Raw genomic sequence first — 12946 nt, forward strand, 5'->3', positions numbered from 1 at the left:
TAATTTTGGCAAGGAGAAAAAGTGGAATCGATTATTTCCATCAAAGGCTTGGGAAAAACCTATGCCGAGGGGTTTACCGCCCTGAAGAATATCGACCTGGAAATTAAGCGGGGAGAACTCTTTGCCTTGCTCGGCCCCAATGGCGCGGGCAAGACAACCATGATCAGCATTATCTGCGGCATCGTAAATCCGAGCTGCGGTGAGGTCACTGTCAATGGTTACAATATTCAGCGGGACTATCGCAATGCCCGAAATGAGATTGGTCTGGTGCCCCAGGAGATATCCACCGATGCCTTTGAAACCGTTTGGGCGGCAGTGAAATTCAGCCGCGGTCTATTCGGCAAGGCTCCCAATCCCGCCTATCTGGAGAAAATTCTACGGCAGCTATCCCTATGGGAGAAAAAAGATAACAAAATTATTACGCTTTCAGGAGGAATGAAGCGCCGCCTGATGATCGCCAAAGCGCTATCCCACGAGCCCAATGTGCTCTTCCTCGACGAACCCACCGCCGGGGTCGATGTGGAGCTACGCCAGGATATGTGGCAAATGGTGCGCGAACTGAAAGAGTCGGGAGTAACCGTTATCCTCACCACCCACTATATCGAAGAGGCCGAGGAAATGGCCGATCGTGTCGGTGTTATCAATCACGGCCAACTGGTTCTGGTTGAGGAGAAAAATGCACTGATGAAGAAAATGGGGGAGAAAGAACTCAGCCTGCAACTGCCCACACCACTGCAACAAATTCCAGAGAGTCTTGCTGACCTGCCACTCAGTCTCAGCAGCGATGGCAGCCAGCTGGTTTATCGCTTTGATATCAAAAGCGAAGACACTGGTCTTGCGGAATTTCTGCGCCGTTTAAATGCCGCCGATATTGAATTCCGCGATTTACACACCCGGGAAAGCTCCCTGGAGGAAATTTTCGTCAACTTGGTTCACGGTGCCCGCCTTGAACGGGAAGAGCAGCTCAGTAAGGAGGCACAGGCATGAATTGGTATGGAATTGGCGCCATCTATAAATTTGAGATGGCCCGCACCTGGCGCACCCTGATGCAGAGCATCGCCTCACCGGTGCTCTCCACATCTCTCTATTTTATTGTGTTTGGTGCCGCGATTGGATCGCGTATGGGGGATATCGACGGAGTCAGTTATGGGGCCTTTATTATTCCAGGATTGGTAATGCTGGCACTGCTCAGCGAGAGTATTTCCAACGCCTCTTTCGGAATATTTTTCCCTAAGTTTTCCGGCACCATTTATGAAGTACTGTCCGCTCCCATATCATCATTCGAAATCGTCACCGGATATGTGGGTGCCGCAGCGACAAAGTCCATTTTGTTGGGGCTGTTGATATTACTGACCGCTCGCTTTTTTGTGGATTACGAAATTGTACACCCCTGGTGGATGCTGACATTCCTCGCGCTGACTGCCGTCACTTTTAGCCTGTTTGGATTTATTATCGGAGTTTGGGCCGATGACTTTCAGAAGCTGCAAGTTATTCCGCTGATGATTATAACGCCTCTCACTTTTCTCGGCGGTGCATTTTATTCGATCAGTATGCTGCCGGAAATGTGGCAAAAAATTACCTTGTTCAACCCGGTAGTTTATTTGATCAGCGGCTTCCGCTGGGCTTTTTACGGCGTAGCCGATGTTAACCTGGGGCTGAGTATCGGCATGACCTTGCTCTTTCTGGTGCTGTGTCTCACCACCGTCTGGTGGATTTTCCGCACCGGATACCGCATCAAAACCTGATTCCTCCCCCACGCCGCTGTGCCAACCTTAGTAAAGGCGGTACAGCGGTGGACTTAGCATGGTGGAGGAATATCATGAAGGGGGCTGCGTTTGCGGGCAACTGCGCTTTCGCGCCCTCGGCTCCCCTAGCCGGGTCAGCCTGTGCTCTTGTCAGTGGTGTAGAAAGCGCAGCGGTAGTCCCATCGGCTTATCGGTCTACTTCAAAAAGAAACAAATAGCCTTTCTTCAGGGCCATTTGCAAACCCACACTCTTTACTCCGATGCCGGTCGCTGGATAAAGAGCCAGTTCTGCCCCGATTGCGGCAGCACGCTCACCTGGACACTGGAATTCCTACCCGAATATCGGGGCTTTGGTGGCGGCGCCTTTGATGCACCGGAATTTATTTATCCCGAGCGCTATGTTTACAGCCGCAACAAACCTGAATGGCTCCAGGTCGCCAGTGATATTGTCCTGTGCCCCGCGATGGCGGAGCAGCCCAAGAATACAGGCAATAATCCCGGCACTAGTGGTGGGCACACATAAAGGTTCTCACCGCCTTTTGTACGCGCTCACGACGCTCTTCCTGTGTCGACATTTGTCGGCAGCCGATCAAGACCTGCATATGGTGGCAACCCAGCAACAAACCGATAAAATCTTCCGCCGCTACGGCGGGATTATCCACCTTCAACATCTGTAACTGATTGGCTCTGCGCAGTAGCTGCTCTATCTCCCCCAAAATCCGCTGGGGACCTGCATCAAAAAATAGCTGGGCCATTTCCGACTCCTGGGATGCCAGGGCACACAAAAGACGTAACAGACGCACGCTATCCTCGCTCTCCACCATCCCCATAAAAGCGTCGCCAATACGCTCCAGGACCTGCTCTACCGATTCCCCCTCTTCTAAAGCAAAGATGGGCAGGGGCATCATCATTTCGCAGCGAGAGGCAATAGCGGCGCTAAAGAGCGTCTCCTTATCGGAGAAGTGGCTGTAGACCGTAAGTTTGGATACTCCCGCGGCCGAGGCCACCGCATCCACGCTGGTAGCGGCAAAACCGTGGGATAAAAACAGGTCCCGGGCGGCATCCAGAATGGCTTGGCGTTTCACCGGGTCCTTGGGGCGACCGCGCTGGGCGGCCGTCTGGGTCTGCTCAGACATAGCTCTCCATATACTAGACTCGTTAGTTCATTAAATATACTATACTCGCCAGTATAACATTGATGGCCGCCCGGCCATGCTTGACCCAGTCACGGATCTGCCTCGACGCGCCAGCGCCGGGGAAGGAAGCCAATATGTACCGAATGCTAATCCTCGCTGCGCTCTCACTCAGCCTTTTGCTGAGCGCTTGTGCCCCCTCTGAATCCCAGGAACAAGAAGCCAAACCGCGCCCCGCTGTTATGGTCCGCCCCACCCTGGCCAGCGCCCAAACCGATGTGTATCCCGGTGAAGTAAGAGCCCGCTTCGAGCCGGCACTGGCCTTCCGTATCGGCGGGAAAATCCAGCGGCGCCTGGTAAATGTCGGCGACCGTGTGGAACAGGGCCAGCCCCTGGCGGAACTGGACACTGAAGACCTGCTGCTACAACTGGATTCAGCCCGCGCCAGCCATACTTCCGCCGAGGCAGACCAACGCCTGGCTAGCAGTGAACTCTCGCGCCACCGCAAGCTATTGGAAAAGCAGCTGGTGAGCCTCTCCCAATTCGATACCGTAGAAACCCAATTCGAAGCCAGTGAAGCGCGACTACAGCAGGCCAAGGCACAGCTGGATGTTGCTCGCAACCAGGCTGCCTACGCCGTACTTAAGGCGCCGGAAAGTGGCGTGATTGCCCGCCGCATGGCCGAGGCCGGCCAGGTCGTTGCCGCAGGACAAGGCATTTTTGAGCTGGCAGCCGATGGTGAACGGGAAGTGCGTATCGACCTGCCGGAACAATCCATCAGCCGCTTTAAAGTGGGCCAACTGCTAACTGTCGAACTCTGGTCCCAACCGGGCCAATCTTTCCCCGCACGCATCCGCGAACTATCACCGGCAGCCGATCCCATATCCCGCACCTTTGAAGCCAGGGTCGCTTTTGAAAATAAAGTGAGCGGTGTAGAAATCGGCCAGAGTGCACGGGCATTTGTCCCCAGGGCGAAAAAAACTGATGTACTGCAAGTTCCGATGTCAGCAGTCAGTGCCGACGATGGCGCCGCATTTGTATGGGTATTAAATCCAGAGACAAAAACACTACATAAAACCCCGGTCAGCCTGGGCCCCTACGGTGAGGAATTTGTCTCGGTATTTTCCGGGTTGGAACGCAATGACTGGGTCGTGGCCGCAGGTACCCATTTGTTGCAGGAAGGTATGGTGGTGCGCCCTGTGGACCGTATGAACCGCCCCATCGAACAGGGGCCGTCTCTCGCCCATCAGGAATAAATTAAAGACGCGGGAACAATAACGCCTGCCCGCGAAAATTAATTCCCAATAAAGCCTCGATAACAATTTCCAAAGTGCGGCCGCGAAAAGCAGAGCCGCCCTTGAAACAGAGAAACTGCCATGGGTTTTAACCTCTCCGAGTGGGCCTTAAAAAACCGCCCGCTGGTGCTTTACGCAATGATCGTCCTGGGACTGCTGGGAACCTTTTCCTATACCCAATTGGGGCAAAGTGAAGATCCACCCTTTACCTTTAAGGTGATGGTGATCAACACCGTCTGGCCCGGCGCCAGTGCCGAAGATGTGTCCCGCCAGATTACCGAACGGGTAGAAAAGAAATTACTGGAGACCGGCGATTACCAGCGTATCTCCTCTTTTTCGCGTCCGGGGCAATCCCAGGTATTGTTTGTTGCCCGGGACGATATGCACTCCCGTGACATTCCCGATCTCTGGTATGAAGTGCGCAAAAAGGTGGGGGATATTCGCCACACCCTGCCGCCGGATATCCAGGGCCCATTTTTTAACGACGAGTTTGGCACCACCTTCGGCAATATTTATGCCCTCACCGGCAGTGGCTTCGATTACGCACTGATGAAGGACTACGCTGAGCGACTGCAACTGGCCCTTCAGCGAGTTAAGGATGTAGGCAAGGTCGAGTTACTGGGATTGCAGGACGAAAAAATTTGGGTGGAGATATCCAATACCAAATTAGCTTCCATGGGCATTCCACTGTCTGCGGTTCAAAACGCCCTGCAAGCGCAAAACCAGGTCACCGATGGCGGCTTTGTGGATACCGTCAGCGACCGGGTGCGCATCCGTGTGAGCGGACAATTCACCTCCGTCAATGAAATACGCCAGTTTCCTATTACCGCAGATGGCCGCACCCAGCGCCTGGGAGATATCGCCCAGGTCCACCGCGGCTTTAGCGATCCGGCCCAGCCCCGCATGCGCTTTATGGGAGAGGATGCCATCGGCCTCGCCGTGTCCATGAAGGAAGGGGGAGATATTTTAAAGTTGGGTAAAGCCCTCGACGAAACCTTTGCCCGACTACAGGAAGATCTGCCCATAGGTATGGAACTGCGCAAGGTCTCCGACCAACCGGCAGCAGTAAAACGCGGCGTCGGCGAATTCCTGCAAGTGCTGGCCGAAGCCCTGGGTATCGTACTGCTGGTGAGTTTTTTCTCCCTCGGCAGCCGCCCGGGATTAATTGTGGCGCTGTCGATCCCACTGGTATTGGCGATGACCTTCGCGCTGATGCACTACTTCAATATCGGACTGCACAAGATCTCGCTGGGGGCACTGGTACTCGCCCTGGGCTTGATGGTGGACGATGCCATTATCGCGGTGGAGATGATGGCGATAAAAATGGAGCAGGGGCTCAGCCGGCTAAAAGCCGCCGGCTTCGCCTGGACCAGCACCGCTTTTCCCATGCTCACCGGTACACTGATTACCGCCGCCGGTTTTTTACCGATTGCCACCGCCCAATCCGGCACCGGTGAATACACCCGATCTATTTTCCAGGTGGTCACCCTGTCGCTAATCGTTTCCTGGATTGCCGCCGTGGTCTTTGTACCCTATCTGGGCCACTACCTGCTGCCAAACCTGGCGCGACACGGCCACGGCGGTGAAGTGGCAGACCCCTACCAGAAACCCTTTTACCAGCGCTTCCGCCGCTTTATTACCTGGTGCCTGCGCAATCGCAAAACAGTGATCGCGGCCACCCTGGCAATTTTTGTCGGCTCGCTCGCTCTGTTCAAACTGGTTCCGCAACAGTTCTTTCCCTCTTCCGGACGCCTCGAATTGATGGTGGACCTGAAGCTGGCCGAAGGTGCCTCGCTGAAATCCACCGAGCACCAGGCCAAAAGGTTGGAAACCCTGCTGGCGCAAAACGATCAGGTAGAAAATTACGTGGCCTATGTGGGCACCGGCTCCCCGCGCTTCTACCTGCCTTTGGACCAGCAGCTGCCCGCTGCCAGTTTCGCCCAGTTTGTTGTGATGACCCGCAGTGTCGAAGAACGCGAGCAAGTGCGCAGCTGGTTGATCAATACGATGAATGAGGAGTTCCCCACCCTGCGCAGCCGTGTGTCCCGCCTCGAGAACGGCCCGCCCGTGGGTTACCCGGTGCAATTCCGCTTGTCCGGCGAACATATTCGCGAAGTGCGCGGGTTGGCCCGGGAAGTGGCCGAGCGCCTGCGGGACAATCCACAAGTGACCAACGTGCACCTGGATTGGGAAGAACCCAGTAAATCTATCAACCTCAATATCGACCAGGACCGCGCTCGCGCCATGGGCGTCAACAGTGCAACCTTGTCCCAGGCTCTGCAAAGCTCCTTAACGGGTATCACTGTGAGCCAATACCGGGAGGATAACGAGCTGATCGACGTGCGTGTGCGCGGTAATGAAGACGATCGCTATGCCCTGCGCCAGTTGGGTAACCTCGCGGTACAAACCGACAGCGGCCGCAGTGTACCGTTGAACCAGATTGCCACCCTGGAATACGGTTTTGAGGAAGGTATTATCTGGCACCGGGACCGCCTGCCCACCGTTACCGTGCGCGCTGATATTTATGGGGAAGAGTTACCGGCGACCGTCGTCAATGCCGTGTGGCCTCAGCTTCAATCCATTCGCGATAAATTACCGCCGGGCTACTTGCTGGAAGTGGGTGGTACCGTGGAAGAATCTGCGCGGGGGCAAAAATCGGTCAATGCCGGTATGCCGCTATTTGTGCTGGTGGTCTTTACCCTACTAATGCTGCAATTGCGCAGTATGTCCCTATCCACCATGGTATTCCTCACGGCTCCCCTGGGCCTGATCGGCGTTACCCTGTTCCTGCTGTTGTTTGGCAAGCCCTTTGGTTTTGTCGCCATGCTGGGCACCATCGCCCTGGCGGGAATGATTATGCGTAACTCGGTGATTTTGGTGGACCAGATACAGCAGGATATCAGCCAGGGCCTCAGCCCCTGGGATGCAATTGTCGAGTCGACGGTAAGACGCTTCAGGCCGATTGTTTTGACAGCGCTGACTGCGGTATTGGCGATGATTCCACTGTCCCGCAGTGACTTCTTTGGCCCTATGGCGGTCGCCATTATGGGCGGATTGATTGTCGCAACCGGACTCACCCTACTGTTCCTGCCAGCACTCTATGCCGCTTGGTTCCGAGTGCGAGAAGAACACAATGAAGAGGCGGTGGAAAATAGCCCTGAATTTGGCGGGCCCATGACCCCGAACGCCACTACAGAATAAAATCACTGGGTAATCCAACAAAAAAGGCGGCGCAGGTTTTCACTGCGCCGCCTTTTTTTATTTTCTAAGATTGTGTCAGGGAGTCGTAAACAATCCCGGTCCAAATATCCGGTGTCATAAAACCCTGGCCATACTGCGCATCAAATTCCGCTGTGGGCTTTGCAGAAATCACTTCCTGCCGGGTTTTACCCTCATCCACCATCGCTTTCACTTTGTCCCTAAGCCCTGCCAATATATTGCGCTGCTGTTGCAGTTCTGCCCGATTACTGAGAGGACCGTGACCGGGAATAATTTTGGTCTCTTCCCCCGCCATCGCCAAAGCGGTGTCCATAGCTGCGATCATGCCATCCACCGAGCCGCCGGAAGAGAGATCGATAAAGGGATAGTTGCCGTTAAAATAAATATCCCCCATATGAATCACATCGGCTTCGGCAAAATGCACGATGGAGTCACCATCCGTGTGCGCCGGCCCCACATGTTGGACCTTTACCCTATCGCCATTCCAGTAAAAGGTAGTGGCATCGGTAAAGGTTATCACCGGTAATGCTTCTGGGGGAGACGGCTCAACCTTGCGCTTAAATGCCTCAATAAACTGCTCGGTACTTACCCGTTTGCGTACATTCTCGTGAGCCACAATCAGGGCGCCGCTTTTACCCAGATTTTCGTTACCGCCGGTATGATCTCCATGCCAGTGGGTATTAATGACAAAACGCAAAGGTTGCTTGGCTAACTCAGCTACGGCCTGTTGAATTTTTGCGGTCAAAGGCGCGTATTGGTCATCCACCATAAAGGTGCCGTCCTCTCCCACCAGTACTGCAATATTGCCCCCAGCTCCTTTGAGCATATAAACATTGCCAGACACGGCTTCACTACTAATTTCCACATTGGCAAACCGATCCTGCGCAGAGGTAAAAGATGCAGTCAATACAGAAACCGCCAGGGCGACGGAACCTACTACGTTCTTCATAAAAACTCCCAGTTGTTATTATTTCTTTCCAATATCTTCGGCAACTGATTATTTAGCTCAGGCTGCCTGCTTCAATAAAGTTTCTCGCTGCTGTGCCAACATCTCCAACAGCAGATCCGGTCGGTCAGTCACAATGCCGTGTACGCCCAGATCAATATAGCGCCGGTAATTATCCATGCCATTCACGGTCCATACCGCCAAGTGGACTTTCTTCTTATTAGCGGCGCGCACCATACTTTCAGTAACTACGGGAATACCTTTTTGCTCCATCGGTAGCTGCATCGCGCTATAGCTTGGACGCAGCAGTTTCTCTGCTCGGAGTAACTGTGCAATATAAAATACCACCGCCTCTACGGTAGGCGTGCCCGTCGCTACTTGCGGACAGAGTCGACGAAACTCGTTAATCACCCCTTGGTGAAATGAGGAAACGACGACCTGCTCGCCTTTTCCACATTGTGCCAACACATCCTTCAACACTTTTGCAGCGCGATACTGACGACTTTTAATCTCCAGTATCATTGGCATATCCCCCACCATTGCCAGCGCCTCTTCCAGAGTCAACACTCGCAGGGGCTTTTCTCTATAGGGGTAATACTCTCCATCCCGAGTCCAGAGATAGGCAACATTTAACTGGCGCAGCTGCTCTAAGGTTTTATCCTCTATAAACCCCGCACCATCAGAGAACATTTCCAGCTCCCTGTCGTGAATCAACACTAAATGGCCATCGGCAGTGAGCCACAGATCCACTTCAATAGCATCCACGCCCAGTTGCACCATTTTTTCAAGGTAAATCGCCGTGTTTCCTGGGTAGAGACCATTGCCGCAGTCATTACCATGTGCGATCACCATCGGCCCCTCCCCCTGAGGAAACCACAGGGCGCAAGGTTTGCCCGGTGCAGACCGGGCATAAAGAAATAAGACGACTAGGGCAATTAAAAAGAACGACAACCAAAACATGCTTCACCACACTTATTATTTTGTCAGTTTTCAAGCTGGATAGTGTTAGCTTCGATTACGCCTCTTCCGCTAATTTGGCAACAGAATCAGTGTCAGCAAGCACGGTATTCTTTTTGGGCTCTTCTTTCCCCGCCGGTTCTTTAGCCTCACTGCCAGCTCCCTGTTTCTGACGGACATATAAAGCCTGTAACCAGAGGGGAACAAAAATAACGATGTCGTAAAAACGATTAGCCAAAACACCTAAGTGCAGTGAAGCCATCGCCAAAAACCGAAGTATTATGGTCATTCCCCGCAGGGATAAGCCCACCCCAATACCAATTACCGTTCGCGCTGAACGGATAAACTGCTCCAAAGGAATTGCCAGAAAGGCCAGAATCAAGGGAAGCACAAACCCAAGTCCCATCTGTGCCAGAGGAATTGGCCAAAGCTGCTCAGAACCTAATAACTGCTGTTGCAGAATCAACTCACGGGAGAAAGCCAGGTTTCCACCGACTACAGCCAAAACCAATAAGAGTGCCAAAGCCACTCCCAGCAATAACCTGCGCGTACTCTCACCGAGGGAACCTACCGCAGGAAACATTCGAGTAACCTGCAAGCATTCCATAATCAACAATCCGACAGTGATCTGCAAAAAGATAACCACTGCGGCTGAAATACTGGCGAGACTGTAACTGCCAAGTGAAGCTTCAGCACCCAGTACTGCCGCCATAGGCTGTGCCAGTAACTGGAAATTCACCATAGCGCCAGCTAAAGCAACCACTAATACCAGAGAAGCTGTCAGAAAGCGGCTGAAAGAGGATGAAGACAGCAAGTGAAGACTTTTACCCGTTTCCTGCAAAATCTCTTCGTAGCGCTCCATATGACCATCCAGCGCTTTGGCCCGCCGAATAACCGATTCTACATTTTTGTTAATACGTCCCAATGTCGAAAGCATTGCACGCCAACTGGGCAGCATACGTTTTAGTAGTTGATGCCTCTCCCGGGTGGACTCACGATAGGACTCCAGAGCTTTGGACTCGGCCTTGCGCATAGACTGATTAATAGTATCGAGAACATCAGCTACCACTGGGTCTTCTTTACCGGGAATTTCCGAAACAGCTCGAATAGCCCTGGCCCAGTTCGACGGTTCCGGTGCTATTTCAGCACTGCGTACATAGTCTTCATCCAAGCTGCTGAGTTGTTCACAGAGCTTTCTATGTAAGGTTGGATACAGTGCCAAATCCCGCTGTACGGTTTGCTCAATACGTTCAAATTCTCTTTCAATCTGGCGCTCTGCCGTGTCCCGGCCTTCGGCAAAAAGTACCTCTCGATTGCGCTCTACCAGTCTTTGTTCTGCGGAATCAATATTACTCGCCATAAAGCGCAACGCCCGATGGCCCAGACGCGCTATTGCATATACGGCGCGATGCACAGGCTCACGGGCCAGGAACAAAACAATCAATCCCAGGATGCCCCAAAGCCAAGGTGGTAAACTTTGCATTAGTTGACTCATCTCTTCCCCCTTATTATCAGCCCAATTGGCCTCTATCCTAACAGCTGCGGACAGCACATTCGCCCAAAAGTTCACAATTTGTACAGGAGTATGACGACAGCTTTGCCATTGGGATCAGGCCCTAATATTGGAAACACAGGGAAAGTTGATATAGACGCAGGGCCGTTAAAACAACCCTACAATACGGAACCATACAGGTGACATCATTAAGTAACCTGAAAACAGTTGTTCTTTTACATCAATTTAAGTTTATCCCGTTAGAAATTAAAAAAATAAACGTCTGCATCGAGTAGAGAAAATCAACAATAAAGCACAATACTTGCCAAAGAAAAAAACAGCACCATATACGAGACACAAAATGCCAAAAAAATAAATTGCACGCATACCTTGCAAAACTTTGACTGAGAAAAACAATACATTTCCAAACTTAAAAACCACAGCCAAACCAAACCAAAAATATTCAGGCCCAATAAATAAGGCACATTTTTTCCTAAGCCTTACCCCTCCTACGTCTACACTCCAAACTAAATTCTCATTGAGTGAGTGTTTTTCCCTAACACGGCAGAAACAATTTTACGCTGACTCCCACGTCGTCATGGCAGATAACGTGGGGTAATTTTGGGAACCTAAACGACAGGAGTCGATGGAAGGTCAAACTCTTATTTTAAGAGAGATCTATCTGTATCAAGGAGAGGTACGAGGTATATGCCGGTTCTTTTTTTTAGCAACTCCGGCCTTCAAGGCGATCTATTATTTTCACTGTTTTCACAAGCTATTCCCATACCCTGGGAAAAATCTAGCATTGGAAAACAAAAAAACTGCCTGCAGCATTATCAGGCTATCGTGATAGATTGCTGGCAAATTGGTGTGAGCTCTGACTCAAAGCAGTTTCTTTCAGATCTAAAGAAGATTAGTCATGCAAAAGCTTTACTGATTAATCTCCCAGCCAACCTACCCATTCATATATCGGAAAAGTTACGCCAGAAAGGTTTTCACCTACTTTGTGACAGCAATACCAGTCAGGAAAACCTTATTCACAAATTGGATACCGCGATTCACAGTGCCGAGGGGCGACAACATATCAGCCCACAAAACTCCCTCCCTCTTACCCGCAGGGAACAGGAAATACTCGGACAACTCACTACCGGTGAACCCAACAGTGTGATCGCAACAAAATTGCACCTTAGCGAACACACTGTGAAAAATCACATGTATAACATTTTCCGGAAAATTGGAGTTAAAAACCGGCTGCAGGCCAGTAATTGGGCCAAGCTCAATCTCCAGGAAGAGAGGATATGAGATTAACCCTGTTGATGTTGACACTGTGTGCATCCCTGGCCTTTGGCCAGGATGACACAGAGGTCCCTCCAGCAGATACCGATTCTGGAAAACTCGAAGACGAAATCAGTGGATTCAATATTGATCGAACAATAACCCGTACCGGGCACGATTTTGCCCGCTACATGAGCGAATACAGAAACCTTAATTATCCAGATGCCACTTACAACTTAACTATTTACGAAAGACCCTCAGCACGTTGGGGAAATCTCATCTGGGTTACCTATAACGACAAAATTGTTTTCAGGCGTTTTATCAGTCCAAGCACCAATAATATTCATCGCTTGGCCGATGAGGCCGCGCAATATATTCACCAGGAAGTACTGCAAGCGCGTGTTCGCAGCTCACTCACAGACACCTTTGATTTGGGTAAGGATGAATTCTAATGAAGATCAAATCATTACTGGGTACCGCTTTTTTTTCTCTGGCGGCGTTTTCATATCATCACGTCTCGGCCACCGAATTAATCTATGAACCGGTAAACCCCAATTTTGGTGGTAACCCACTCAATGGTACTTACCTTCTGCAAAATGCGCAGTCACAAGATACTCACGAAGATCCGGATAAACCAGACAGCCTCTATGAACAACCCAGTGCTCTGGATAGGTTCAGCGACTCGCTGGAAACCCGCCTGCTAAACCAACTTCTAACCGATGTTGGTGATGGTAATAGTGGAGAACTGATTACAGACGACTTTATCGTACAAATCGTTGATAACGATGGTGTCCTGACAGTACTTATCACCGACCGCAGTACCGGAGATAAAAGCGAAATCGTTGTAAGCGGGCTAAACCCGACAAACTAACGAACGTTTAAAT

The 12946-nt window shown here is 51.5% G+C and carries 12 protein-coding genes; 8 read left to right on the top strand and 4 right to left on the bottom strand.

Annotated features, from left to right (window positions below):
* Positions 1 to 21 precede the first annotated feature (21 nt).
* The 3 genes from ACJJIY_RS01360 to ACJJIY_RS01370 are packed head-to-tail and all read left to right on the top strand — an operon-like array spanning position 22 to position 2268.
* Positions 22 to 987 carry an ABC transporter ATP-binding protein gene (locus ACJJIY_RS01360; RefSeq protein WP_444911491.1) on the top strand — a complete coding sequence of 322 codons (966 nt, stop codon included), beginning with the start codon at positions 22 to 24 and terminating at the stop codon, positions 985 to 987.
* On the top strand, positions 984 to 1745 hold the full coding sequence (locus tag ACJJIY_RS01365) for an ABC transporter permease (RefSeq protein ID WP_413663248.1): 762 nt from the start codon (positions 984 to 986) through the stop codon (positions 1743 to 1745). The genes ACJJIY_RS01360 and ACJJIY_RS01365 overlap by 4 nt, the downstream gene beginning before the upstream one ends.
* A 58-nt stretch (positions 1746 to 1803) precedes the next feature.
* Positions 1804 to 2268 carry a GFA family protein gene (locus ACJJIY_RS01370; RefSeq protein WP_444915584.1) on the top strand — a complete coding sequence of 155 codons (465 nt, stop codon included), beginning with the start codon at positions 1804 to 1806 and terminating at the stop codon, positions 2266 to 2268.
* Here ACJJIY_RS01370 and ACJJIY_RS01375 read toward each other — a convergent pair.
* Positions 2249 to 2881 (bottom strand): TetR/AcrR family transcriptional regulator, encoded by a 633-nt coding sequence (locus tag ACJJIY_RS01375; RefSeq protein ID WP_413663250.1) that lies wholly within the window; start codon positions 2879 to 2881, stop codon positions 2249 to 2251. The two genes, ACJJIY_RS01370 and ACJJIY_RS01375, sit on opposite strands and share 20 nt — an antisense overlap.
* A gap of 134 nt (positions 2882 to 3015) precedes the next feature.
* Here ACJJIY_RS01375 and ACJJIY_RS01380 point away from each other — a divergent pair, with 134 nt between their 5' ends.
* Both ACJJIY_RS01380 and ACJJIY_RS01385 read left to right on the top strand, forming a co-directional pair.
* Entirely contained in the window at positions 3016 to 4134 is a 1119-nt protein-coding gene (locus ACJJIY_RS01380) for an efflux RND transporter periplasmic adaptor subunit (RefSeq protein ID WP_444915583.1), read from the top strand.
* 120 nt (positions 4135 to 4254) lie between these two features.
* Positions 4255 to 7374, top strand: coding sequence for an efflux RND transporter permease subunit (locus ACJJIY_RS01385; RefSeq protein WP_445358942.1), 3120 nt, complete (start codon positions 4255 to 4257; stop codon positions 7372 to 7374).
* Positions 7375 to 7438: 64 nt separating this feature from the next.
* Here the strand turns inward: ACJJIY_RS01385 and ACJJIY_RS01390 are convergent, their stop codons facing one another.
* From ACJJIY_RS01390 to ACJJIY_RS01400, 3 genes are all read right to left on the bottom strand, one after another.
* Positions 7439 to 8341 (bottom strand): MBL fold metallo-hydrolase, encoded by a 903-nt coding sequence (locus tag ACJJIY_RS01390; protein WP_444915581.1) that lies wholly within the window; start codon positions 8339 to 8341, stop codon positions 7439 to 7441.
* 57 nt (positions 8342 to 8398) lie between these two features.
* Positions 8399 to 9190 carry a glycerophosphodiester phosphodiesterase family protein gene (locus ACJJIY_RS01395; protein WP_444915580.1) on the bottom strand — a complete coding sequence of 264 codons (792 nt, stop codon included), beginning with the start codon at positions 9188 to 9190 and terminating at the stop codon, positions 8399 to 8401.
* Between the two features lie 163 nt (positions 9191 to 9353).
* Positions 9354 to 10790, bottom strand: coding sequence for a hypothetical protein (locus ACJJIY_RS01400; protein WP_444915579.1), 1437 nt, complete (start codon positions 10788 to 10790; stop codon positions 9354 to 9356).
* 867 nt (positions 10791 to 11657) lie between these two features.
* Here ACJJIY_RS01400 and ACJJIY_RS01405 point away from each other — a divergent pair.
* Genes ACJJIY_RS01405 through ACJJIY_RS01415 form a run of 3 tightly spaced genes read left to right on the top strand, consistent with a single transcriptional unit; the run spans position 11658 to position 12933 of the window.
* Entirely contained in the window at positions 11658 to 12089 is a 432-nt protein-coding gene (locus tag ACJJIY_RS01405; RefSeq protein ID WP_282931332.1) for a response regulator transcription factor, read from the top strand.
* Positions 12086 to 12514: a CsgE family curli-type amyloid fiber assembly protein gene (locus ACJJIY_RS01410; protein WP_413663257.1), complete on the top strand. Its 429-nt coding sequence runs from the start codon at positions 12086 to 12088 to the stop codon at positions 12512 to 12514. The genes ACJJIY_RS01405 and ACJJIY_RS01410 overlap by 4 nt, the downstream gene beginning before the upstream one ends.
* The gene (locus tag ACJJIY_RS01415; RefSeq protein WP_413663258.1) at positions 12514 to 12933 is read left to right on the top strand and encodes a curli assembly protein CsgF; all 420 of its coding nucleotides are present in this window, start codon (positions 12514 to 12516) and stop codon (positions 12931 to 12933) included. The genes ACJJIY_RS01410 and ACJJIY_RS01415 overlap by 1 nt, the downstream gene beginning before the upstream one ends.
* Positions 12934 to 12946 lie beyond the last annotated feature (13 nt).

This window comes from Microbulbifer maximicatervae (SeqCode) (assembly GCF_052468155.1).

What these genes read in the sequence shown, in the direction of transcription:
- ACJJIY_RS01365 (WP_413663248.1), top strand. Translation starts at nt 984, where the DNA reads ATGAATTGGTATGGAATTGGCGCCATCTATAAATTTGAGATGGCCCGC.
- ACJJIY_RS01370 (WP_444915584.1), top strand. Translation starts at nt 1,804, where the DNA reads ATGGTGGAGGAATATCATGAAGGGGGCTGCGTTTGCGGGCAACTGCGC.
- ACJJIY_RS01375 (WP_413663250.1), bottom strand. Translation starts at nt 2,881, where the DNA reads ATGTCTGAGCAGACCCAGACGGCCGCCCAGCGCGGTCGCCCCAAGGAC.
- ACJJIY_RS01380 (WP_444915583.1), top strand. Translation starts at nt 3,016, where the DNA reads ATGTACCGAATGCTAATCCTCGCTGCGCTCTCACTCAGCCTTTTGCTG.
- ACJJIY_RS01385 (WP_445358942.1), top strand. Translation starts at nt 4,255, where the DNA reads ATGGGTTTTAACCTCTCCGAGTGGGCCTTAAAAAACCGCCCGCTGGTG.
- ACJJIY_RS01390 (WP_444915581.1), bottom strand. Translation starts at nt 8,341, where the DNA reads ATGAAGAACGTAGTAGGTTCCGTCGCCCTGGCGGTTTCTGTATTGACT.
- ACJJIY_RS01395 (WP_444915580.1), bottom strand. Translation starts at nt 9,190, where the DNA reads ATGGTGATCGCACATGGTAATGACTGCGGCAATGGTCTCTACCCAGGA.
- ACJJIY_RS01400 (WP_444915579.1), bottom strand. Translation starts at nt 10,790, where the DNA reads ATGAGTCAACTAATGCAAAGTTTACCACCTTGGCTTTGGGGCATCCTG.
- ACJJIY_RS01410 (WP_413663257.1), top strand. Translation starts at nt 12,086, where the DNA reads ATGAGATTAACCCTGTTGATGTTGACACTGTGTGCATCCCTGGCCTTT.
- ACJJIY_RS01415 (WP_413663258.1), top strand. Translation starts at nt 12,514, where the DNA reads ATGAAGATCAAATCATTACTGGGTACCGCTTTTTTTTCTCTGGCGGCG.